This is a genomic window from Streptomyces sp. NPDC107581 (assembly GCF_055657175.1).
The window spans coordinates 136,845-157,838 of record NZ_JBVKBH010000008.1 but is presented as its reverse complement, the minus strand read 5'-3'; the positions used below and the strand labels follow the sequence as shown (position 1 = coordinate 157,838).

At 70.2% G+C, this 20,994-nt stretch carries 23 protein-coding genes and 1 pseudogene; 16 read left to right on the top strand and 8 right to left on the bottom strand.

Annotated features, from left to right (window positions below; translation table 11 throughout):
* Window positions 1-12 precede the first annotated feature (12 nt).
* The gene (locus ACZ7P3_RS22100) at window positions 13-543 is read right to left on the bottom strand and encodes an NUDIX domain-containing protein (RefSeq protein WP_472084169.1); all 531 of its coding nucleotides are present in this window, start codon (window positions 541-543) and stop codon (window positions 13-15) included.
* A 1-nt stretch (window position 544) separates the two neighbouring features.
* Window positions 545-1,900, bottom strand: a complete 1,356-nt coding sequence (locus tag ACZ7P3_RS22095) for a tetratricopeptide repeat protein (RefSeq protein ID WP_472084167.1) — start codon at window positions 1,898-1,900, stop codon at window positions 545-547.
* Between the two features lie 223 nt (window positions 1,901-2,123).
* Here ACZ7P3_RS22095 and ACZ7P3_RS22090 point away from each other — a divergent pair, with 223 nt between their 5' ends.
* From ACZ7P3_RS22090 to ACZ7P3_RS22065, 6 genes and pseudogenes are all read left to right on the top strand, one after another.
* Entirely contained in the window at window positions 2,124-2,873 is a 750-nt protein-coding gene (locus ACZ7P3_RS22090; RefSeq protein WP_472084165.1) for a hypothetical protein, read from the top strand.
* Between the two features lie 78 nt (window positions 2,874-2,951).
* Window positions 2,952-3,863: a phosphotransferase family protein gene (locus ACZ7P3_RS22085; protein WP_472084163.1), complete on the top strand. Its 912-nt coding sequence runs from the start codon at window positions 2,952-2,954 to the stop codon at window positions 3,861-3,863.
* A gap of 1 nt (window position 3,864) precedes the next feature.
* Window positions 3,865-4,557, top strand: coding sequence for a class I SAM-dependent methyltransferase (locus ACZ7P3_RS22080; RefSeq protein ID WP_472084161.1), 693 nt, complete (start codon window positions 3,865-3,867; stop codon window positions 4,555-4,557).
* Between the two features lie 35 nt (window positions 4,558-4,592).
* A complete protein-coding gene (locus ACZ7P3_RS22075; protein ID WP_472084159.1) occupies window positions 4,593-5,138 on the top strand; it encodes an HAD domain-containing protein in 546 nt (181 codons plus the stop codon).
* Between the two features lie 67 nt (window positions 5,139-5,205).
* The gene (locus ACZ7P3_RS22070; protein ID WP_472084157.1) at window positions 5,206-5,475 is read left to right on the top strand and encodes a DUF2716 domain-containing protein; all 270 of its coding nucleotides are present in this window, start codon (window positions 5,206-5,208) and stop codon (window positions 5,473-5,475) included.
* 49 nt (window positions 5,476-5,524) lie between these two features.
* Window positions 5,525-6,202 (top strand): annotated as a pseudogene (locus tag ACZ7P3_RS22065) (site-specific integrase).
* A gap of 109 nt (window positions 6,203-6,311) precedes the next feature.
* On the opposite strand, the gene ychF reads toward ACZ7P3_RS22065, so the two are convergent.
* On the bottom strand, window positions 6,312-7,400 hold the full coding sequence (gene ychF, locus ACZ7P3_RS22060; RefSeq protein ID WP_472084155.1) for a redox-regulated ATPase YchF: 1,089 nt from the start codon (window positions 7,398-7,400) through the stop codon (window positions 6,312-6,314).
* A gap of 180 nt (window positions 7,401-7,580) precedes the next feature.
* Between ychF and ACZ7P3_RS22055 the strand changes: the two genes are divergently transcribed.
* Window positions 7,581-8,144 carry a DUF6542 domain-containing protein gene (locus ACZ7P3_RS22055; RefSeq protein WP_472084153.1) on the top strand — a complete coding sequence of 188 codons (564 nt, stop codon included), beginning with the start codon at window positions 7,581-7,583 and terminating at the stop codon, window positions 8,142-8,144.
* A 61-nt stretch (window positions 8,145-8,205) separates the two neighbouring features.
* Here ACZ7P3_RS22055 and ppgK read toward each other — a convergent pair whose 3' ends face one another.
* Together ppgK and ACZ7P3_RS22045 are read right to left on the bottom strand one after the other, a co-directional pair.
* The gene (gene ppgK, locus ACZ7P3_RS22050; protein ID WP_472084151.1) at window positions 8,206-8,961 is read right to left on the bottom strand and encodes a polyphosphate--glucose phosphotransferase; all 756 of its coding nucleotides are present in this window, start codon (window positions 8,959-8,961) and stop codon (window positions 8,206-8,208) included.
* A 52-nt stretch (window positions 8,962-9,013) separates the two neighbouring features.
* On the bottom strand, window positions 9,014-10,030 hold the full coding sequence (locus ACZ7P3_RS22045; protein ID WP_472084149.1) for a 4-hydroxy-3-methylbut-2-enyl diphosphate reductase: 1,017 nt from the start codon (window positions 10,028-10,030) through the stop codon (window positions 9,014-9,016).
* A 65-nt stretch (window positions 10,031-10,095) separates the two neighbouring features.
* On the opposite strand from ACZ7P3_RS22045, the gene ACZ7P3_RS22040 reads away from it, so the two are divergent.
* The 4 genes from ACZ7P3_RS22040 to ACZ7P3_RS22025 all read left to right on the top strand — a co-directional run bounded on the left by ACZ7P3_RS22040 (window position 10,096) and on the right by ACZ7P3_RS22025 (window position 13,875).
* Window positions 10,096-11,469: an APC family permease gene (locus tag ACZ7P3_RS22040; protein ID WP_472084147.1), complete on the top strand. Its 1,374-nt coding sequence runs from the start codon at window positions 10,096-10,098 to the stop codon at window positions 11,467-11,469.
* Window positions 11,470-11,669: 200 nt separating this feature from the next.
* Window positions 11,670-12,890, top strand: coding sequence for an exodeoxyribonuclease VII large subunit (gene xseA, locus ACZ7P3_RS22035; RefSeq protein ID WP_472084145.1), 1,221 nt, complete (start codon window positions 11,670-11,672; stop codon window positions 12,888-12,890).
* 9 nt (window positions 12,891-12,899) lie between these two features.
* Window positions 12,900-13,142 carry an exodeoxyribonuclease VII small subunit gene (locus tag ACZ7P3_RS22030; RefSeq protein ID WP_472084143.1) on the top strand — a complete coding sequence of 81 codons (243 nt, stop codon included), beginning with the start codon at window positions 12,900-12,902 and terminating at the stop codon, window positions 13,140-13,142.
* A 142-nt stretch (window positions 13,143-13,284) separates the two neighbouring features.
* Window positions 13,285-13,875, top strand: coding sequence for a malonic semialdehyde reductase (locus tag ACZ7P3_RS22025; protein ID WP_472084141.1), 591 nt, complete (start codon window positions 13,285-13,287; stop codon window positions 13,873-13,875).
* Window positions 13,876-14,033: 158 nt separating this feature from the next.
* On the opposite strand, the gene ACZ7P3_RS22020 is transcribed toward ACZ7P3_RS22025, so the two are convergent.
* Window positions 14,034-14,558 (bottom strand): DUF4245 domain-containing protein, encoded by a 525-nt coding sequence (locus ACZ7P3_RS22020; protein WP_472084139.1) that lies wholly within the window; start codon window positions 14,556-14,558, stop codon window positions 14,034-14,036.
* Window positions 14,559-14,684: 126 nt separating this feature from the next.
* Here ACZ7P3_RS22020 and glpX point away from each other — a divergent pair, with 126 nt between their 5' ends.
* Window positions 14,685-15,719 (top strand): class II fructose-bisphosphatase, encoded by a 1,035-nt coding sequence (glpX, locus tag ACZ7P3_RS22015; protein WP_472084137.1) that lies wholly within the window; start codon window positions 14,685-14,687, stop codon window positions 15,717-15,719.
* A gap of 336 nt (window positions 15,720-16,055) precedes the next feature.
* Here glpX and ACZ7P3_RS22010 read toward each other — a convergent pair whose 3' ends face one another.
* The gene (locus ACZ7P3_RS22010; RefSeq protein WP_319147745.1) at window positions 16,056-16,430 is read right to left on the bottom strand and encodes a WhiB family transcriptional regulator; all 375 of its coding nucleotides are present in this window, start codon (window positions 16,428-16,430) and stop codon (window positions 16,056-16,058) included.
* A 174-nt stretch (window positions 16,431-16,604) separates the two neighbouring features.
* Window positions 16,605-17,300 carry a DUF1707 SHOCT-like domain-containing protein gene (locus tag ACZ7P3_RS22005; RefSeq protein ID WP_472084135.1) on the bottom strand — a complete coding sequence of 232 codons (696 nt, stop codon included), beginning with the start codon at window positions 17,298-17,300 and terminating at the stop codon, window positions 16,605-16,607.
* A gap of 167 nt (window positions 17,301-17,467) precedes the next feature.
* On the opposite strand from ACZ7P3_RS22005, the gene ACZ7P3_RS22000 reads away from it, so the two are divergent.
* The 4 genes from ACZ7P3_RS22000 to ACZ7P3_RS21985 all read left to right on the top strand — a co-directional run bounded on the left by ACZ7P3_RS22000 (window position 17,468) and on the right by ACZ7P3_RS21985 (window position 20,920).
* Complete coding sequence (locus ACZ7P3_RS22000) at window positions 17,468-19,141, top strand: fumarate hydratase (RefSeq protein WP_472084133.1); 1,674 nt, start codon at window positions 17,468-17,470, stop codon at window positions 19,139-19,141.
* A gap of 176 nt (window positions 19,142-19,317) precedes the next feature.
* On the top strand, window positions 19,318-19,560 hold the full coding sequence (locus tag ACZ7P3_RS21995; RefSeq protein ID WP_472084131.1) for a hypothetical protein: 243 nt from the start codon (window positions 19,318-19,320) through the stop codon (window positions 19,558-19,560).
* The gene (locus tag ACZ7P3_RS21990) at window positions 19,532-20,056 is read left to right on the top strand and encodes a DUF6879 family protein (protein ID WP_472084129.1); all 525 of its coding nucleotides are present in this window, start codon (window positions 19,532-19,534) and stop codon (window positions 20,054-20,056) included. Before ACZ7P3_RS21995 ends, ACZ7P3_RS21990 begins: the two co-directional genes overlap by 29 nt.
* 15 nt (window positions 20,057-20,071) lie before the next feature.
* Window positions 20,072-20,920 carry a helix-turn-helix domain-containing protein gene (locus tag ACZ7P3_RS21985; RefSeq protein WP_472084127.1) on the top strand — a complete coding sequence of 283 codons (849 nt, stop codon included), beginning with the start codon at window positions 20,072-20,074 and terminating at the stop codon, window positions 20,918-20,920.
* Window positions 20,921-20,994 lie beyond the last annotated feature (74 nt).

Here is a 20,994-nt window from a genome sequence, read left to right as displayed (position 1 = left end):
TGGATGGGCGGGCTAGTTCCACCCGTCAAGTGATACCTGAGAGTTGCCACCCAAGTACTGATGCAGGGCGCCGGCGGTGGTGTCCACGAAGTTCTCGGGGACAGCGTCGGCGTCGATCCAGCGGACCTGGGAGTGCTTGCGGGGTTCGCGGTTCTCGGGTTCGCCGGTCCATTCGTGGGCGGCGAAGACGACGGTGAGGAAGCCGTTGGGGGCCTCGACGCCCCAGGCGCCGTGGATGATGTGGGCGACCTTGAGGGACTCGGGCTTCACCGTGAGGCCGGTCTCCTCGTAGAGCTCGCGGACCGCTGTCTCGGTGATGGGCTCGCCCGGCTCGCTCTTGCCGACGGGAAGGTCCCACATGCCCTGGGCGAACTTGGCGTTCTCGCTGCGCTGGAGCAAGACGACGCGGTTTGTGGCCTTGTCGTGGACGATGACGGCGGCGACCAGCAGGGTCATCGATTCGAGCGCCGGCTTGAGGGCCTTCGGCTGGTCGTTGGTCTGCTGGGCCACGGTGTTCCCTTCGTCGGGCGGGTTGTTGGGCATGTTAGGCGAGGGTCTCGCGGGCGCGGCGGGCGAGATCGGCGGCGCCGGGCACTTTGCGCCTCTGGTAGACCGCGAGGGTGGAGCGGATTGAGGTGATCGCCTTGCGAGTGCGGTCGGAGGTCATGCCCTCCATGAGCACCAGGGCCTGGGTCCAGGCGGCGACGGCCTCGTCGGCGCGGGCCTGGGCGGCCAGGCTGTCGCCGAGGTCGGCGTGGGTGAGGGCGTGGACGCGCTTGTACTTGTCGGGGTCCCAGCGGGTGAGGGCGTCGCGGTGCTGCTGCTCGGTGCCGATGTGGTCGGCGAGGTCGGTCAGTGTGCGGGCAGTGTGGCTGGCCACGGTGCCAGCGGCGGGGCCGCTCACACGGGAGTAGCTGGGCTGGAGGCCGTCGTCGCGGAGAAGGGCGTCTTCTGCGGCGAGGAGGGCGCGTGCGGCCGACGGGTTCTCGTCGGTGGCCGCGTAGGCGCGGGCGTGGGTGATGTGGAGGAGGGCCTCGGTCTGGCCGTCGACGTGGCCGAGACCTGTGCGTAGGGCGCCTTCGACGAGGTCGACGCAGTGGTGGGGCTGCTTGAGGCTCAGGGCCTGGTGGGCGAGGGCGCGCATCATCCAGGCGGCGTGGCCGTGGGGGTCGGCTTCGCAGGCGAGCTTGTAGCCGACCTGGTAGTAGCACTGGGCGGCGCCTTCCTGGCCGAGGTCGTGGTGCTTCCACCCTGCGAGGTAGGCGAGTTCGGCGACGGCGCCGAAGGCGGCCCGGCGTAAGGCATCGCTGGGGAAGCGTCCGCGCAGCATGGGGGCCGCTGTGTCGGCGAGGTACGCGGTGACGGTGGTCAGTCCGTGCCCGCCGCCGAGGCGTTCGTCGGCGGCGCTGAAGGCCGCGGTGATCTGGCGTACGACGTCCACGTCCTCCGCGCCGACTAGGGACGTGCCGGTGCGGGCTCGGAGCATACGGGTGGTGGCTTCGTGGTCGTAGCCGAGCGGCATGGCGACGCCGGCGGTGGTGAAGGCCGCGATGGCGAGGAAGCGGCGGCGCTCGACGTCGGCCCGGCCCAGGTCGGTGACGGCGAGGACGGGGTCGGATTCCGCCGACTTTTCGTCATCACTGGTCTGGAGGCCGATCTCGGTATGGGTGATCGTGCGCCCCGCTCGACGGGACAGCGCTTCGGCGAGGTACTGGCCTACTCGGCCCGACGGGGCACGAGTGCCGTTCACCCAGTGCGAGATGGCCGACTTGTTGGTCTGAAAGATCTCGCCGTTCTCGGCAGCGATGCGCCGCACGTCTCGGGCGAGGGCCTCGTAAGTGCAGCCGGCCGCGTCGATGACGTCCCGCAGACGGGAGTTGGGTTCTCGCTGCGCCGCCACGATCGCCTCCGCCCTGGAGCTGTAAACCGCGTATACCGCTTCAACTGCCTTCCACCGTACCCACTGAGCGTGACCACCGGTTCACTTATCAGCAGCCGTCCGGAACGGCGCGACCGTGATCCAGGCTCCCCCTTGGTCCGGGCGGCACCCCGAAGTTCCGTACGCCCACACCGGGCTCGGGCATTCCTGTGCCCGAACCTGGCCGATCAGAGACGGAGACACGGTGACCACCATCGACACCACGGCCATCACGGTCGAGTTGCCCGAGGCGTTCGACCCGCGCTGGAGCCGGCTGCCCGGCATCCAGGTCGACGGCCGACGCATCACGATCGACCCGGCCGAGTACTTCTTCCGCTTCGAGTCGAGCACGTGGCTCGTCGCCGACTGGGAGCTGGTCAAGGCCCAGCTCCTGGACGTGGACGAGACGACCGAGAGCGCGGTCGAGCAGTTCGCGCTCGACTTCATCAAGCAGCACAGCGAGTCCACCTCCGATGCGGCCCGCGTTCTGGCCACCGCGTACGAGGTGTACGCGTACCTCTTCCGCGACGAGCACCTGGCCGGCCTCGGCCTGCCGCAGATCACCGCCGATCATCTGCGGATGCTCCGCGAGGCGGCCACGCTCATGGCGCTCAACAAGGTCGAGCTCGACGGGCACATCTCCAACGTCGGCCCGTGCTGGTTCTTCCCCGCCGCCACCTCCGTGGTCTTCGACCTGGACGACGAGATGGGCGGGATGCTCGACGAGGTCTACCACGGCGGCTGGTTCAACGAGCACCGCCGGATCGAGTCCATCAAGGCCCACGCGGCGCTCGGTGGCCGGCTCGTGCACGGGTGCCAGTCCGTGCCGGACCAGTCCGGCGGCGTGGTCGCGCCCTACGGTGCCTCGATGGCGAACTTCCGCGACGACCTCGCCGCGTTCAAGGTGGGCTGGATCGAGCAGGTCTCCGCCCACCGCGTGAACCCCGCCGTGTAACCCACCATCCGATCAGGCTCCGGGGCGGGCCGGCATCCCTCGCCCGCCCCGGAAGCCACCATCCCCCGGAGCCCTCCCGTGACCACAAACCCCAGCGCCGAACTCCTCGACAACCTGCTCACCGCGACCGGCCAGACCACCGCCGTACGGGAGGAGGTACGCGTGTGGTCCATGTCCGGCGTCGAGCGCGTGACCTTCCCCGACGGTGCCACGGCCATCTTCAAGTACGCCAAGAAGCCCTTCGACAGCGAGGACCAGGCCCTTCGCCTGGCCCACACCCTCGGCGTACCCGTCCCCCAGGTCCACGCCTCCGCCGTCCTGGACGGCTGGCTCGGCATGCTCGTGGAGGACCTCGGACCGTCCGTCCGCGAGGCCGACGACCTCGACGGCGTCGCCGCGGCCGTGGTCCTGCACGGCACCCGTACGGCTCCGCCCTTGCCCGTCCTCGGCCGGGAGCGCCTGCGGACGCTGCCGGCCCGGGCGCTGGAACACCTCGAACGGCTGCGCAAGGCCGACCGGTGGCAGGACGCCGACGACGTCGAGGACGCGCTCGACCGGATCGCCCAGGCCGCCGAGGCCCGCTCGGCCGGAGCGACGCTGGAACCGTTCGGCTGGGTGCACTCCGAATTCCACCCCACCAGCCTCCACATCGGGGAGCGCGGGTGGCGGCTGCTCGACTTCGCCCGCGCCTTCACGGGTCCCGGTCTGCTCGACCTCGCCAGCTGGCACGGCACCATCGAGCCCCCGCACCCCGTACGCCTGCGCGTCTTCCTGGAGCAGTACGTCACCGCCGGCGGCACCCCCGACGCCCTCTCTCCGCGCGGCGGGCTCACCGCCGAGAACTGGGCCCTGGGCTGGCACCGCATGTGGGCCGGCGAGTGGTTCATGGAGCAGTCCATCCGCTGGATCAACGACCCGGCCACCGACCCCGCCTACATCAAGGCCGTCCGCCGCCACCTCACCGACGTCCTCCACCTCCTGGAGATCTGACGTGCTCGCCCAGACATCCCCCTGGCACGCCCACGCCCTCCAGCGCACCGCCGCCCGACTCGCCGAACCCCTCCCCATACCCGCCCGGATGGAATGGACCACGAGACCCGGCCAAGGGCCCGGCGCCGAGATCCTCGGCCCCGACCTGCGCGGCAAGCGACTCCTTGAACTCGGCTGCGGCCCCGGCCACAACGCCGCCCACCTCGCCACCCGCCATAGCGCCCGTGTCACCGGCGTCGACCTGGTCGGCCTCCAGGTCCGCCGCGCCCGCTCCCACTACGGACGGCTGAACAACCTCACCTTCGTCGCCGGCCACGCCCTGCACTACCTGCACGCCTCCGACGAGCAGTTCGACGCGATCTACTCCGTCTTCGGCGCCGTCGGCCTCGTCGCCCCCGAGCTCCTGCTCCCTGCCATCGCCCAGCGCCTCACGCCCGGACGAGTGCTCGCCTTCTCCGTTCCCCACCCGCAGCGCGGCGGCCGAAGCCCCTCGGGCGACGACCGTCCCCGCCGCGACTACGTCACCCTTCCCGACCGCACCCGGCTCCCCATCGCTCGCTGGGAGTTCTCCACGGACCGGTGGGAGAAGCACCTCAGCCAGGCAGGCTTCTGGCTCACCTCAGCCCTGGAGTTCCACGACCCCCGCATGGGCCACTGGCCCACCACCCTGCTGATCCGCGCTCGCAAGCTCTGACCAGCCATTCGCCCCGGCTTCCCGTGGAGGAACCGATGCGCCCGCCCTACCTGCTCCTCGACATCGACGGCGTCCTCATACCCTTCCCCGACGCAAAGGGCTCGACCCCGGCCACCCACGCCCGCCACGACGTCGTCCCCACCGGCCGCAGCGCCGACAACCCTGTCACCGTCTGGCTCAACCCCGACCACGGCCGACTTCTCATGGACGTGATCCGCACCGGCCTGGTCACCCCCGTCTGGTGCACAAGCTGGCGGCAGGACGCCACCACCCTCATCGGGCCCCTACTCGACCTTCCGGCCCTGCCGCACGTCGACCTGCCACGTCGCCAGATCACCACCAGCCACCCCAACGGCTACCTCTGGAAGCGCGACCACGTCGACGCCTGGCTCGGCGACGCCCCCGCCGTCTGGATCGACGACGACTTCACCGGCCTCGACCACGCTTGGGCGACGGAGCGCACCGCCAAGGGAAGGGCGACGCTCCTCGTTCAACCCGAGCCGCACCTCGGTCTACAGCCCGAGCTCCTGACCGAGGTCGTGAGGTGGGTCGCGCAGTTACACACAGCCCGCGCCGCCTGACGACTGACGCCCTCGCTGCCACGAGCAGCGAGGGCATCAGGACGCGCTGCGGGGTCTGACTACCTGGGTGCCTGGTGGAGTCGGGACCAACTCGGACGGTGCCGACTGCCCTGCCGGACCTACGAATCGGCTGGCCGAGAAGCGTGTCTACCTCCGCAGATGCGGCGTCGAGGAATTTCTGACCAAACAGACAGAGGAACTCCTCCCAGGGGTGTTAAAAACGCGTTTGGACCGCTTGGTCGAGGTAGTCGAGCAGGGGCTGACTTCCTGCACTGGCCCGAGCGGAACGCTGCTCGCGCTCGACTGGCAGCACGCGTCGTATCGTTTCGCACCGTAGGGCGTCGGTGGCCCTGGGAAGCTGGCCTGGACTTTGAGCCCGTACCCCGATGGGGATTACTACATCTACCTCTCGGAAGACTTCCGTATGGGCACTCGTGCCGCTGGCCGTCGACCAGGTGCGGACGCTGTCCGAGATACCCGCCCGATACAAGGGCATCGTGCTACTCGGCGCGGCCACCGGGCTCCGCCCCGGCGAGCTCTTCGGCCTCCAGCTCCGGCACGTGGACCTGCTGCACGCGACCGTCTCGGTCGAGCAGCAGATCCAACAGACCGCCAAGCACGGCGTGTACGTCTGCCCGCCCAAGACCGCTCGCTCGCACCGCACGGTTCCGCTCCCCCGCATGGCGGTGGATGCGATGAAGGCCCACCTGCGGGACTTCCCCGCCGATGGGCCCGAGGGCTGGATCTTCACGGCGCCGCAAGGCGGGCCCGTGGTCTACACGCACTTCATGGACGGGTCCTGACGGCCCGCCTGCGCGAAGGCCGGCATAGCGAAGGGCACCGGACCTCATGCCCTGCGGCACCACTACGCCAGCCTGCTGATCAAGCACGGCGAGTCGGTGAAGACCGTCTCCGAGCGCCTCGGCCACACCAACGCGGCCATGACGCTGAACATCTACACCCACCTGTGGCCCGACTCCGAGGAGCGGACCCGGGCCGCGGTCGACAAGGCGTACGCGGACCAGTCCGCCGATGCCCAGCCACAGGTCGACGAAGCGGCATAGCCGCTCCCCCGCGCGCTGACCGAAGTCAGCACGCTGCGGACTCTGCGCGGACAGCAAAGGCCGCCCAACCCCGCTCCGTAGCAGGTCAGACGGCCTTTCGCCGGACGTATTACACGTTGAAGCGGAACTCCACCACATCCCCGTCCTGCATCACGTACTCCTTGCCCTCCATGCGGGCCTTGCCCTTGGCGCGGGCCTCGGTGACCGAGCCGGAGTCGACCAGGTCGGTGAAGGAGATGACCTCGGCCTTGATGAAGCCCTTCTGGAAGTCGGTGTGGATCACACCGGCCGCCTCGGGGGCCGTGGCGCCCTTCTTGATGGTCCAGGCGCGGGATTCCTTCGGGCCGGCCGTGAGGTACGTCTGCAGGCCGAGGGTGTTGAAGCCGACGCGGGCGAGGGTGGCGAGGCCGGGCTCGTGCTGGCCGACGGACTCCAGCAGCTCCAGGGCCTCCTCCTCGTCCAGCTCGGCGAGGTCGGCCTCCAGCTTGGCGTTCAGGAAGATCGCCTCGGCGGGTGCGACCAGGGCACGCTGCTCGTTCTTGAAGTCCTCGTCGACCAGTTCGTCCTCGTCGACGTTGAAGACGTACAGGAACGGCTTGGTGGTGAGCAGGTGCAGGTCGTGGAGGAGCTCGTTGCGCTCGGTGCCCTGGACGATGCCGTGCGCGAAGAGCGTGTCGCCCTTCTCCAGGATCTCCTTGGCCTCCTCGACCGCCTTGACCTTCGGCGCGATGTCCTTCTTGATCCGCGACTCCTTCTGGAGGCGCGGCAGGACCTTCTCGATCGTCTGGAGGTCGGCCAGGATCAGCTCGGTGTTGATCGTCTCGATGTCGTCCTTCGGCGAGACCTTGCCGTCGACGTGCACGACGTTCTCGTCCTTGAAGGCCCGGATGACCTGGCAGATCGCATCGGACTCACGGATGTTCGCGAGGAACTTGTTGCCCAGGCCCTCGCCCTCGGAGGCGCCGCGCACGATGCCCGCGATGTCGACGAAGTCGACCGTGGCCGGAAGGATGCGCTCCGACTTGAAGATCGACGCCAGCTGGGCGAGGCGGCCGTCGGGGACGCCGACCACGCCGACGTTCGGCTCGATCGTGGCGAACGGGTAGTTGGCCGCCAGCACGTCGTTCTTGGTCAGGGCGTTGAACAGGGTCGACTTGCCGACATTCGGCAGGCCGACGATTCCGATCGTGAGCGACACGTTGCGACTTCCCGTAGATGAGAGGGCCAGGGGCTGCCAGGGGCCAGAGACACTGGCCGATCCACCAGTCTACGGCGTCCACGGCGGCAGGCTCGCGGGAGCGTCGAACGCCTGGCCAAGCTCTTCCCGTCGGCGTGTCTGTGGGCCGATTGAGCACATAAGCAGACCTAAGTTGGTCCAATGGAGCAACACAGATCACGACCCCCGAATGGCGGACGGCGACGCACACCGCACACGCCGCTGCCGCCGCAGGCACGGCGGCAGACGGGTGAGCGCAGGCCGGCGCCGGGGGCGGGGAGGGACGCGCGGCCGGCCCGGGTGGCGCGGTCGGTCCGGGGCGGCAGTCCGGTGCCATCGGGCGGGGTACCGGGCCCCCGGCTCACCGGGCTCGGCGGGGGGCTTTTCTGCGTGGCCGTGATGGTCGTGCTCGGCCTTCTGGACCAGCTGCTGTTCGGGGCGTCCCTGACGCTGTACGGGGTGCTGTTCGTGCCGGTCTGCGTGCTGACCGCGCTGTGGGTGCGCGGGGGCGACCTGCTCACGGCTCCCGTGGTCGTGCCGATCGGCTTCGCCGCGGGGCTCCTCCCCGTCGCCGACGGCAGCGGGGGGCTGCTCGGCCGGCTGATGGGCCTGGTCACCGGGCTCGCCACGCAGGCGGGCTGGCTGTACGGGGGGACGCTGGTCGCGGGGGTGATCGTGCTCGTACGGCGGGTGCGGTGGGTGCGGAGCCGCCGGCGCCGCGGCTGACCGGCTGACCGGCGGCCCCACCGGCCCGCGCCCGCGCCCGCGCCCACGCCTGTGTCTACATCTAAAGTGCCTGCTGTGTCTGCGCCGCGTGCATCGCGGCCCCGACGATGCCCGCGTTGTTCTGCAGCTGGGCCGGCACCATCTCGGCCTTGATGCCCTCGATGAGGTGCAGGAACTTGTCGGCCTTGCGGCTCACCCCGCCGCCGATGATGAACAGCTCGGGCGAGAAGAGCATCTCGACGTGGGCGAGGTACTTCTGGACGCGGCGGGCCCAGTGCTCCCAGGTCAGCTCGCCGTCTTCCTTGGCCTTGCTGGAGGCCTTCTTCTCGGCGTCGTGGCCGTTCAGCTCCAGGTGGCCCAGCTCGGTGTTGGGCAGGAGGGCGCCGTCCACGAAGACGGCGCTGCCGATGCCGGTGCCGAAGGTGAGCAGGATGACCGTGCCACGCCGGTCCCGGCCCGCGCCGAACTGCATCTCGGCGACGCCCGCCGCGTCCGCGTCGTTGACCACGGTCACCGGCAGGCCGCCCAGCCGCCCGCCGAACAACGCGCGCGCGTCCGTGTCGATCCAGCTCTTGTCCACGTTCGCCGCCGTACGCACCGTGGCGCCGCCGGTGACCACTCCGGGGAAGGTCAGGCCCACCGGGCCCGTCCAGCCGAAGTGGTCGATGACCTGCTTCACGCCGTCGGCCACGCCGTCGGGCGTCGCCGGATGCGGGGTGAGCACCTTGCAGCGCTCCTGGGCCAGGTCGCCCTTGTCCAGGTCCACAGGGGCGCCTTTGATCCCGGATCCGCCGATGTCCACGCCGAAGATCTGCATGGCTCCACGTTACGACGGACGACTGACGGTCACGCCCCGGAAAACCCCGCGCTCACGCGTCCGACGTACCCGATCCACCGCGCTCGGCGACCAGGGTCGCCGCCTCTTCGCGCAGGTCACGGCGGAGTTCCTTGGGCAGCGAGAAGGTGATGGACTCCTCGGCCGCCTTGACGATCTCGACGTCTCCGTAGCCGCGCTCGGCGAGCCACTGAAGGACCTGCTCGACCAGGACCTCGGGCACGGAGGCGCCGGAGGTGACGCCGACCGTGGTGACGCCCTCCAGCCAGGCCTCGTCGATCTCGTCGGCGAAGTCCACCAGGTGGGCGTCGCGGGAGCCGGCGAGCTTGGCGACCTCGACCAGCCGCTTGGAGTTGGAGGAGTTGCGCGAGCCGACCACGATGACCAGTTCGGCCTCGGCACCCATCTGCTTCACGGCCAGCTGGCGGTTCTGGGTGGCGTAGCAGATGTCGTCGCTGGGCGGGGAGACGAGTCCGGGGAACTTCGTCTTCAGGGCGTCGACGGTCTCCATGGTCTCGTCCACGGAGAGGGTGGTCTGGGACAGCCAGACGATCTTCGAGGGGTCGCGGACCTCCACCTTGGCGACGTCCTCGGGGCCGTCGACCAGCTGGATGTGGTCGGGGGCCTCGCCGGAGGTGCCGATGACCTCTTCGTGACCCTCGTGCCCGATCAGGAGGATGTCGTAGTCCTCGTTGGCGTACCGGACGGCTTCCTTGTGGACCTTGGTGACCAGGGGGCAGGTCGCGTCGATGGTGGCGAGGCGGCCCTGCCTGGCTTCCTCGTGCACGACCGGGGCGACGCCGTGCGCGGAGAACATCACGATGTTGCCCGGCGGCACCTCCTCCGTCCGCTCGACGAAGATCGCGCCCTTCTTCTCCAGGGTCTTTACGACGTACTTGTTGTGGACGATCTCGTGCCGGACGTAGATCGGGGCGCCGTACTGTTCCAGCGCCTTCTCGACGGCGATCACGGCGCGGTCCACACCGGCGCAGTAGCCACGGGGGGCGGCGAGCAGGACACGGCGGCCAGGCGAAGCGGTCATGGGACCCATCGTAAGGCCGCGTTCGGCGGGCCTGAGATCGCGTGCCCCTTCCCTCCCGGGGAAAACTGGTCCTTATGTCCGAGACCGGCACGGCGGCGCCCGCGACCGACACGCACCACCGGCTGCGGCGCAGCCTCGGCTTCCGGGACCTGGTGGTCTACGGGCTGCTGTTCATCGCGCCGATGGCGCCGGTCGGGGTGTTCGGCACGCTGGACGCCAGGTCGCACGGAGCGGTGGCGCTGGTGTACGTCGTCGCCACGGTCGCCATGGCGTTCACCGCGTTCAGCTACGCACAGATGGTGCGGGTGGTGCCGCAGGCGGGGTCGGTGTTCGCCTACGCGCGCGCGGGCCTCGGCACCGGAGCGGGGTTCATCGCGGGCTGGATGGCGGTGCTGGACTACGTGCTGATCCCCGCGGTGGCCTATCTGTTCTCCGGGATCGCGATGAACGCGCTGGTCCCGGAGGTGCCGCGGTGGGTGTGGACGGCGCTGGCGGTGGTCGTCACGACGCTGCTGAACCTGTGGGGCGTACGGGCGGCCGCGCGCGCGGGGTTCCTCGTGCTGGCCATGGAGATCGCCGTCCTGCTGGTGTTCGCGGTGTCGGCGGTGGTGGTCCTGGCGCGGGACGGGGCGACGCGCGGCTGGCTGGCACCGCTGACGGGCGACGGTACGCAGGGCGCGTTCGCGCTCTCGGCGGTGATCGGCGCGGTGTCGGTGGCCGTGCTGTCGTACCTGGGCTTCGATGCGGTCGCCTCGTTCGCGGAGGAGGTCACCGGCGGCTCGGCGAAGGTGGCGCGGGCGCTGCTGTGCTGTCTGGCGCTGGCCGGTGTGCTGTTCGTGGGGCAGACGTACCTGGTGGCGCTGCTGGAGCCGACGACGTCCGCGCGGCTGGCGGCCGCCCCGGGTGAGCAGGGGCCGGCCTTCTACGACGCGGTCGACGCGTCGGTCGGGCCGTGGCTGCACGATCTGGTGGCCGCGAGCAAGGCGGTCGGGGCGGCGTTCGCGGCGCTGGCCGGACAGGCGGCGGCGGGGCGGCTGCTGTTCGCGATGGGGCGGGAGGGGAGGCTGCCGCGGGCCCTGGCCCGGACGGACGCGGGGGTGCCGCGGGTGGCGCTGCTGGCTGCGGCGCTGGTCACGCTGATCGCGGCGGGGTGGGCGGCCCGCCGGGACGACGGCCTCGACCGGCTCGTCTCGGTGGTCGACATCGGCGCCCTGACCGCGTTCACGCTGCTGCACGCGAGCGTGGTGGGGTTCTTCGCGGTGCGGCGGGGCGGGGGGCCGGTGCGCTGGTGGCGGCATGTGGTGGTGCCGGTGGCGGGGGCGGCGATCACGGTGGCGGTGGTCGTGGAGGCCGACGGGTCCGCACAGGCGGTGGGGGCGGCCTGGCTGGCCATCGGGCTCCTGGTACTGGTGGGGCAGCTGAGGCGCACGGACCCGGACGGCATCTGAGCCGCCACGGCCCGCCGAGCAACTGAGGCGCTCCGGCCCATCGGACGTCTGAGGCGCCACGGCCCGCCCGGCATCCGAGGCACTCCGGCCCATCGAAAATCCGGGGCACTCCGATCCGTCCGGCATCCGAGGCGCTCCCCCCTCACGCCTCGCCACCGCCGCACCCCTCGCCTGTCGGTACCGGCCACTACGCTCGGCGCATGGCTCTGAACACGTCGCCCGAAGCGCCCCTCCCCGTCGGTGAGGTCTCCCGGATGATCGGGGGGTGGATCGACCGGCTCGGCGCCGTGTGGGTCGAAGGGCAGATCACGCAGTTGTCGCGGCGGCCGGGTGCCGGGGTCGTGTTTCTGACCCTGCGCGATCCGTCGCACGACATCTCCGTCAGCGTGACCTGTTACCGGCAGGTGTTCGACGCCGTGGCCGATGTCGTCGGCGAGGGCGCGCGGGTCGTCGTACTCGCCAAGCCGGAGTGGTACGCACCGCGCGGGCAGCTGTCGCTGCGGGCCGCCGAGATAAAGCCCGTGGGCGTCGGCGAGCTGCTGGCCCGGCTGGAGCAGCTGAAGAAGGCGCTGGCGGCCGAGGGGCTGTTCGCGCCGGAGCGGAAGAAGCCGCTGCCGTTCCTGCCCCAGCTGATCGGACTGGTCTGCGGCCGGGCCTCCGCCGCGGAGCGGGACGTGCTGGAGAACGCCCGCCACCGCTGGCCCGCCGTCCGCTTCGAGGTGCGCAATGTCGCCGTGCAGGGCGTGCACGCGGTCCCGCAGGTCGTGCAGGCCGTCAAGGAGCTGGACGGGCTCGAGGGCGTGGACGTCATCATCGTCGCCCGGGGCGGTGGCAGCGTGGAGGATCTGCTGCCGTTCTCCGACGAGCAGCTCGTGCGGGCGGTGGCCCAGTGCCGTACGCCGGTCGTCTCCGCCATCGGGCACGAGCCGGACAATCCGCTGCTCGACCATGTCGCCGACCTGCGCGCCTCCACCCCGACCGACGCGGCCAAGAAGGTCGTACCGGACGTGGGCGAGGAGTTCGAGCGGGTGCGGATGCTGCGGGACCGGGCCCGGCGGTGCGTGAGCGCGTTCCTGGAGCGGGAGGAGCGGGGGCTGGCGCATGCGCTGGCCCGGCCCTCGATGGAGGATCCGCACCGGATGATCGACGAGCGCGCCGACCACGTGGCCTCCCTGCTGGCCCGCAGCCGGCGCACCGTCGGCCACCTGCTGGACCGCGCCGACTCGGAGCTGACGCACACGCACGCGCGCGTGGTGGCCCTCTCCCCCGCCGCCACGCTCCAGCGGGGGTACGCGGTGCTGCAGAAGGCCGCCGGACACGTGGTGCGGGATCCGGACGAGGTGGCGCAGGGCGAGGCGCTGCGGGCGCGGGTCGCCGAGGGGGAGTTCACGGTTCGCGTCGATGTCCGAGCCGATGTCTAGGGTGGACGGATGACCAGCAAGGTGGATGAGGCGCTCTCGTACGAGCAGGCGCGGGACGAGTTGATCGAGGTCGTGCGGCGGCTGGAGGCCGGCGGTACGACGCTGGAGGAGTCCCTGGCGCTGTGGGAGCGCGGTGAGGAGCTGGCCAGGGTGTGCCGGCGCTGGCTGGAGGGCGCCCGGGCCCGGCTGGACGCGGCACTCGCCGAGGAGGAGGAAGAAGAAGCGGCAGAGTCCGAAGGCGCCGCCGAGTAGGTCCTGCGGGGTACCGGGCTGTGAAGCGGATCACCACGGCCCCGTTTTCGTTGAACCTTGAACTTCCCTGGCGTACCGTCGGTGTCGTCAGCCGATCCGGACCGTGGTCCGGATCGGACGCCACCCCGAGGAAGTTCACGCAATGTCTCTCGTTCTTGACCCCGCCGCCCAGGACCTGCTGTTCCGCGAGGCCCGTACCGCGAACACCTTCACCGACGAGCCGGTGACCGAGGAGCACGTCCAGGCGATCTACGACCTGGTCAAGTACGGCCCCACCGCCTTCAACCAGAGCCCGCTGCGCATCACCCTGGTCCGCTCCGCCGAGGCCCGCGAGCGCCTGGTGCAGCACATGGCCGAGGGCAACCAGGCGAAGACCGCCGCCGCCCCGCTGGTCGCGATCCTCTCCGCGGACAACGAGTTCCACGAGGAGCTGCCGGCCCTCTTCCCGCACTTCCCGCAGGCCAAGGACGTGTTCTTCAGCGAGCGTCCGGCCCGTGAGGGTGCCGCCGCCCTGAACGCCGCCCTGCAGGCCGCGTACTTCATCATCGGCGTCCGCGCCGCGGGCCTGGCCGCCGGCCCGATGACCGGCCTCGACTTCGAGGGCGTCCGCAAGGAGTTCCTGGACGACGACCACACCCCGCTGATGGTGGTCAACATCGGCCGTCCGGGCCCGGACGCCTGGTTCCCGCGCTCGCCGCGCCTGGCCTACGACGACGTCGTCACGACCGTCTGAGCCACCCCGAGCACGGCACCCCGGGCCGGCGTCCCGAATACGGCAGCCCGAGCCGCCGCCCCGAATACGGCAAGAGGCCCCCAGCAGCGTCGCTGGGGGCCTCTTGCGTGTGTGCGTGCCCCGGGGCGGGGCGGCCGCGCGCAGGGCGCGGCGACCGGTCACTGCGTCTTCAGCGCCGCCGCCATCTGCGTCAGCCGGTCGAAGGAGGCCGTGCCGGCCACCACCGTCGTGGAGCCGGGGGTGCCCTCCAGGACCAGGGCGTCGTAGCGGCCGCCGGTGTAGCGGGTCCAGGTGCGGTCGCCGATCCTCTCGGTCCGCTTCGTCGCCGAGGCGCCCTGGCTGGCCTGGTCGATGAAGTCGGAGCGCTTCTGAGTGGACTGCTCGACCTGCACGTACTGACCGCCGGGGACCTGGAAGCCGAGGTGCCAGCGGTCGGCGTCCTCACCCTGGTAGCGCACCGAGGTCGCCTTCCAGGCCGCGGGCAGGCCCTCCGGTGCGGCCACCGGATAGCTCGCCGCACGGCGTGCCGTCAGCAGCTCGACCCGGTAGTCGACCCGCTTGAGATCGGGAGCGTGATCGCTGTGCGGGACGAGGAGATAGATGAACCCCGCCGCCAGCCCGATGAGGGCCAGGGAGAGGATCATGTCCCGGACCGTCTTCTGCTTGCCGTTCGAACCTGCCACGCCCCCTATCGTCGCAGGTGCCCGGAGCGCTCATCCGTGGGGTCCCCTGCTCATATTGTCCGCCTAACGATAGAGTCGAAGACATACCCTCATCCGGCCGTCGCCGTATCAGAAAGGTGCGCTCCGATGACCGAACATCATCACCTGCCGTCCGAGCTGGACGTCCCCTCCGAGGCTCCCGACCGCAACCTCGCCCTGGAACTCGTCCGCGTGACCGAAGCCGCGGCGATGGCCGCCGGCCGCTGGGTCGGGCGCGGCGACAAGAACGGCGCCGACGGCGCCGCGGTGCGCGCCATGCGGACGCTCGTCTCCACTGTGTCCATGAACGGCGTCGTCGTCATCGGAGAGGGCGAGAAGGACGAGGCTCCGATGCTCTTCAACGGGGAGCGTGTCGGCGACGGCACCGGCCCCGAGGTCGACATCGCCGTCGACCCGATCGACGGCACCACGCTGACGGCCAAGGGCATGCCGAACGCCATCGCCGTCCTCGCGGCCACCGAGCGCGGCGCCATGTTCGACCCGTCCGCCGTGTTCTACATGGACAAGCTGGTCACCGGCCCCGAGGCGGCGGACTTCGTCGACATCGACGCGCCCGTGGCCGTGAACATCCGCCGGATCGCCAAAGCCAAGCGGTCCGCGCCGGAGGACGTCACCGTCGTCATCCTCGACCGGCCGCGGCACGAGGGCATCATCAAGGAGGTCCGCGAGGCCGGCGCACGCATCAAGCTGATCACCGACGGCGACGTGGCCGGCTCGATCCTGGCGCTGCGCGAGGGCACGGGCATCGATCTGCTGCTCGGCATCGGCGGCACCCCGGAGGGCATCATCTCGGCCTGTGCCGTGAAGTGCCTGGGCGGCACCATCCAGGGCAAGCTGTGGCCCAAGGACGACGAGGAGCGTGCGCGGGCCATCGATGCCGGGCACGATCTGGACCGGGTGCTGACCACGGAGGACCTGGTCACCGGGGAGAACGTGTTCTTCGTCGCCACCGGCATCACCGACGGTGAGCTGCTGCGCGGGGTCCGGTACCGCTCGGAGACCGCGACGACCGACTCGATCGTGATGCGGTCGAAGTCCGGCACGGTGCGGCGGATCGACTCCGAGCACCGTCTGAGCAAGCTGCGGGCCTACAGCGCGGTCGACTTCGACCGGGCGAAGTAGCGCACGAGGGGAGCGGCGAGCGGGGCCGGGCGCACATGCGCCGACGGGTGCGAGCCCGGTGACAGGCGCGAGCCCGGTGACGGGCGCGCGCTCGCCGTGGATGTTCGCGCCCGCCTTGGCGCCTCGCCCCCCGTGGGTGTTCACGCCCGCGCGGTGGAGCCCCATGCCGGACGCAGCCTCGGCGCCCCTCGGCCGCGGACCCGGAACCCCCAGACCGCCCCTCGGCCGCGGCCCCGGAACCCCCTGACCGCGGCTTGGCCGCGGCCCGGCACCCCTTGACGGGGAAGTTGACGGGGAAGCGCCCTCGGTGCGGAGAGGGCGCCCCCCTTCACATCGCTAGCCCGCTATACGGTTCGCCGTCGCCCGGGCCGCCTTCTTCAGTTCCACCTCGCGCCTGCGGCGCCGCGCCAGGACCACTCGGCGTTCGGCCGCGGTGAGGCCGCCCCAGACGCCGTAGGGCTCGGGCTGAAGGAGGGCGTGTTCGCGACACTCGACCATCACGGGGCAGCGCGCACAGACGCGCTTGGCCGCTTCCTCGCGGGACAGACGGGCGGCCGTCGGCTCCTTCGACGGGGCGAAGAACAGGCCGGCCTCATCGCGTCGGCACACCGCCTCGGTGTGCCAGGGTGCGTCTTGATCCCTGTCGCGCGCTGGCACCCGCTGGGCCGGAACGGCAGCTACCTGCAGGGACGAATGCGGCGGTTGCAGCACGGTCTACTCCTGACGACGGCTTCGCGAGTGAGCGACGATGCAGCAAGGCCTACCCGCTGTGCGCGTGCCTATGCACTGCGTTTCCAACCGCAGGCGCGCGGCGGCTTGTTCGCGCCCCCCGGCGTCCGCCGCGGCCGGCTCGCGGCCCTGCAGTCACCGGCGGATTCGCGACCGTCAACGGTCCAGGTGTTTGCGCAGTTTCTTGTCGACCTTGTCCTGCACACGCTGGATGATGTCCGCCACGAGCTTGCCCCGCTTGGGCCGGGCCTCGACATTGCCGAGCACGGCCCACCCGTCGACGTAGACCACGGGGGCCTGCGGGTCGGCCGAATCCAGCGTGTCGACTTCGAAGTTGCCCAGCACGCCGCCGCCGGTGCCGCGCAGCGACACGTTCTCCGGGACGCGGATCTGGACGTCGCCGAAGACCGAGACGGCCTTGATGACGACCTGCTGGTACTCGAAGATCGCCTCGCTGAGGTCGATCTCGATGGTGCCGAAGACCGAGTAGGCGTGCAGCCGGCGCCCCGCGCGCCAGCGGCCCCGGCGCACGGCACTGCTGAAGACGGCCACCACGTTGGCGTCGGCCTCGGCCGGGACCGCACCGGGTGCGGGCCAGGACGGGACGGCCGTGTAGGCGGGGGGCGCGCTCTGGGCGGCGGGCAGGTCCCGTATGAAGACGTCCAGCTCACCGACCGTCTTGGCGCTCAGCACCCCCTCCACGCGTTCGCCGTGTTCGTCGACGGTCAGCCGACCCTCGGCCAGGGCCTCGTGGAGGATGTCGGCGACACGGTCACGGTCGGCGTCCGAGGCGCGCAGCGTGGCCACGTGCGGCGCGCCGTCCTGCGGCTGGGGGTGCTTCTGAAGGTCCACGACAGCAGCGTACCGAAACGCGATAGATCGCGACTAGGGGTGGCGGCAACCCGCGTGTCCGGCGACTGAGCCTTACCTCACAGGCTTCCCGCCGGCGGCAGGTTCTACGCTGGTGAGGCCCGCCAGCGTCGGCGGGCGCCGTCCGTCAGAGTGAGGAATGGGCTGCGATGCCTGAGTTCGCGTACACCGATCTGCTCCCCCAGGGTGAGGACACCACCCCGTACCGGCTGGTGACGTCCGAGGGCGTCTCGACGGTCGAGGGGCCCGACGGGCGGACCTTCCTCAAGGTGGAGCCGCAGGCGCTGCGCAAGCTGGCCGAGGAGGCCATCCACGACATCCAGCACTATCTGCGGCCCGCCCACCTCGCCCAGCTCCGGCGGATCATCGACGACCCGGAGGCGTCGGCCAACGACAAGTTCGTCGCCCTCGACCTGCTGAAGAACGCGAACATCGCGGCGGCAGGCGTGCTGCCCATGTGCCAGGACACCGGCACGGCGATCGTCATGGGCAAGCGCGGGCAGAACGTGCTGACCGAGGGCGGCGACGAGGCGGCCCTGTCGCGCGGCATCTACGACGCCTACCTGAACCTCAACCTGCGCTACTCGCAGATGGCTCCGCTCACCATGTGGGAGGAGAAGAACACCGGCTCCAACCTGCCGGCCCAGATCGAGCTGTACGCCACCGACGGCGGCGCCTACAAGTTCCTCTTCATGGCCAAGGGCGGCGGCTCGGCCAACAAGTCGTTCCTCTACCAGGAGACGAAGGCCGTCCTCAACGAGGCCTCCATGATGAAGTTCCTGGAGGAGAAGATCCGTTCGCTCGGTACGGCCGCCTGCCCGCCGTACCACCTGGCGATCGTCGTCGGCGGTACGAGCGCCGAGTACGCGCTGAAGACCGCGAAGTACGCCTCCGCGCACTACCTGGACGAGATCCCGGCGGAGGGTTCCGAACTCGGCCACGGCTTCCGGGACAAGGACCTGGAGCAGAAGGTCTTCGAGCTGACGCAGAAGATCGGGATCGGCGCGCAGTTCGGCGGCAAGTACTTCTGTCACGACGTGCGCGTGGTCCGGCTGCCGCGGCACGGCGCCTCCTGCCCGGTCGCCATCGCCGTCTCCTGCTCCGCGGACCGCCAGGCCGTCGCGAAGATCACCGCCGAGGGCGTCTTCCTGGAGCAGCTGGAGACCGACCCGGCGCGCTTCCTGCCGGAGACGACCGACGAGCACCTCGACGAGTCCTCCGACGTGGTGAAGATCGACCTCAACCAGCCGATGGACACGATCCTCGCCGAGCTGACCAGGTACCCGGTCAAGACGCGGCTCTCGCTCACCGGCCCGCTGGTCGTCGCCCGTGACATCGCGCACGCCAAGATCAAGGAGCGGCTCGACGCGGGCGAGGAGATGCCGCAGTACCTGAAGGACCACCCGGTGTACTACGCCGGCCCGGCCAAGACCCCCGAGGGCTACGCCTCCGGTTCCTTCGGCCCGACCACCGCCGGCCGCATGGACTCCTACGTGGAGCAGTTCCAGGCGGCGGGCGGCTCCAAGGTGATGCTCGCCAAGGGCAACCGCAGCAAGCAGGTCACCGACGCGTGCGGCAGTCACGGCGGCTTCTACCTCGGCTCCATCGGCGGCCCGGCCGCCCGCCTCGCCCAGGACTGCATCAAGAAGGTCGAGGTCGTCGAGTACGAGGAGCTCGGCATGGAGGCGGTCTGGAAGATCGAGGTCGAGGACTTCCCGGCGTTCATCGTCGTCGACGACAAGGGCAACGACTTCTTCACTTCGCGGGAACCTGAGCAGCCGACGTTCACCAGCATCCCGGTGCGGGGCCCCGGCCTGTCCTGAGCCACCCCTAAGTCACGGACCCCTCGGCGTCGCCGGGGGGTCTGCTGCTGTCCCGTGGGTGGCGCTATGAGCCCCCCGCTCCCGTGGCTTGAAGCGCACCCTTGACGCCAGCACGGCAGCATCGGGAGGGTCCATGCGTAGAAGTCCGTGCAATCCGCGTAGCCCGGGAGGCTGCTGTGTCGCTACGGTTCATCGCCAAGGACCCGAACACGGACGGGGCGAACTGCCCCACGGTCTGGCTCGACGAGGAGAAGCAAGAGATCGTGTTGCAGGGTTGGACGGTGGACGAGGCGACGCGCGCCGAGTGCCTGAAGACCGGCCCCATCCCCGACAATGAGACCGTCGTCCGGCTGCCTGCGCGTATGGTCGCCGCCATCAGGGAGGCTTGTGATGCCGCAGACGGCCCCACCGTTCAGTGAGTTGCTGGCGAGCTGCCAGCGGTCCGCCGTGCATCTGGAGATGCGCGACTTCTACGACGACCCGGACGAGGCTCCGCGCGTGGCCGCGTGGAGGGCCGGGCATCGGCCGGACCCGAACGACCGGGCGTCCTGGTGGCGCCCCTGGCTCGGCATGGTGTCCGAGGCGGTTTCCCGTGGTGTCGTGATCCGCCGCGCCCGGATCGTCTCCGAGCCGGTGAGCGAGTACACCCGGTACCTCTACGACGGCACGTTCACCAACATCGCCGCTGGTGAGCAGATCCGTTGGCTTCCGCGGCGGAACGCGTCGGATCTGGCACTCCCTGGCAATGACTTCTGGTGCTTCGATGACCGGCTGGTGAGGTTCGGCTACTTCTCCGGTGGGGGCGTGTACCTCGGCGACGAAGTGGACGACCGCGCCGAGGTGGTCAAGCTGTGCGCCTCGGCGTTCGAAGCCGTCTGGGATCGGGCCGTTCCGCAGGACCGCTACAAGATCTGAGAACGCACAGCACCAATGGCCCGTTCCCCTTCATCCAGCGTCCAGGCGGCCCGTGAGGCACTTGCAGCACGCCTTCGGGATATTCGCCTAGACGCTGGTCTGAAGGCCCGTGAGGTAGCCGTACAGGCTGGCTGGCATCCTTCCAAGGCGAGTCGGCTGGAGAACGCCGTAACGCCCCCCTCGGACGCAGACATTCGCGATTGGTGCCGCATCTGTGGAGCCGACGATCAAGCTGCCGACTTGATCGCTGCCTCTCGCTCGGCGGAGTCGATGTACGTCGAGTGGCGACGGCTCCAGCGCACCGGGCTACGCCGACTCCAGGAGTCGTACGTACCTCTCTTCGAGCGCACCCGAACCTTCCGGATCTACTGCTCCAACGTGGTGCCCGGCCTGCTCCAGACCCCCGCGTACGCAAGCGCGCTGCTGACTGAGATCACCGACTTCCGGCAGACGCCCAATGACGTCACGGAGGCTGTGGCCGCCCGCATGGATCGTGCGCGGGTTCTCCGCGAAGGAGATCACCGGTTCGCCATCCTCGTCGAGGAAGCCGTCTTGCGGTACCGCATTGGTGACGCCGGAATCATGGCCGGACAACTGGGCCATCTACTGTCGATCATGTCCCTGCCGGCGGTCTCCCTGGGAGTCGTGCCGTTTACCGCCTCAAGGCACATGTGGCCGCTGGAGACATTCTCGATCTACGACAGCGCACAAGCCCAGGTGGAGCTGCTGACAGCGGCTGTGAATGTCACGGCGCCGTCGGAGATCGAGCAGTACGCGAGAGCGTTCGAACGACTGTCGGAAGCGGCGGTCTATGGGGCCACGGCACGAACCTTGATCACGAAGGCCATCGAGACGCTCGGCTAACTCGCGTGCAATTTCGTAGAACTTCGTAGAGCCCCGATGTGGCGCGTTCCTAGCGTGGTCTGCACGACCGGAGG

Excerpts from the sequence above, each read along its gene's own strand:
- ACZ7P3_RS22055 (WP_472084153.1), top strand. The coding sequence starts at position 7,581 with ATGGAGCAACACAGATCACGACCCCCGAATGGCGGACGGCGACGCACA.
- ACZ7P3_RS22075 (WP_472084159.1), top strand. The coding sequence starts at position 4,593 with ATGCGCCCGCCCTACCTGCTCCTCGACATCGACGGCGTCCTCATACCC.
- ACZ7P3_RS22045 (WP_472084149.1), bottom strand. The coding sequence starts at position 10,030 with ATGGGTCCCATGACCGCTTCGCCTGGCCGCCGTGTCCTGCTCGCCGCC.
- ACZ7P3_RS22040 (WP_472084147.1), top strand. The coding sequence starts at position 10,096 with ATGTCCGAGACCGGCACGGCGGCGCCCGCGACCGACACGCACCACCGG.
- ACZ7P3_RS22100 (WP_472084169.1), bottom strand. The coding sequence starts at position 543 with ATGCCCAACAACCCGCCCGACGAAGGGAACACCGTGGCCCAGCAGACC.
- xseA (WP_472084145.1), top strand. The coding sequence starts at position 11,670 with ATGGCTCTGAACACGTCGCCCGAAGCGCCCCTCCCCGTCGGTGAGGTC.
- ppgK (WP_472084151.1), bottom strand. The coding sequence starts at position 8,961 with ATGCAGATCTTCGGCGTGGACATCGGCGGATCCGGGATCAAAGGCGCC.
- ACZ7P3_RS21990 (WP_472084129.1), top strand. The coding sequence starts at position 19,532 with ATGCCGCAGACGGCCCCACCGTTCAGTGAGTTGCTGGCGAGCTGCCAG.
- ACZ7P3_RS22000 (WP_472084133.1), top strand. The coding sequence starts at position 17,468 with ATGCCTGAGTTCGCGTACACCGATCTGCTCCCCCAGGGTGAGGACACC.
- ACZ7P3_RS21985 (WP_472084127.1), top strand. The coding sequence starts at position 20,072 with ATGGCCCGTTCCCCTTCATCCAGCGTCCAGGCGGCCCGTGAGGCACTT.
- ACZ7P3_RS22030 (WP_472084143.1), top strand. The coding sequence starts at position 12,900 with ATGACCAGCAAGGTGGATGAGGCGCTCTCGTACGAGCAGGCGCGGGAC.
- ACZ7P3_RS22025 (WP_472084141.1), top strand. The coding sequence starts at position 13,285 with ATGTCTCTCGTTCTTGACCCCGCCGCCCAGGACCTGCTGTTCCGCGAG.
- glpX (WP_472084137.1), top strand. The coding sequence starts at position 14,685 with ATGACCGAACATCATCACCTGCCGTCCGAGCTGGACGTCCCCTCCGAG.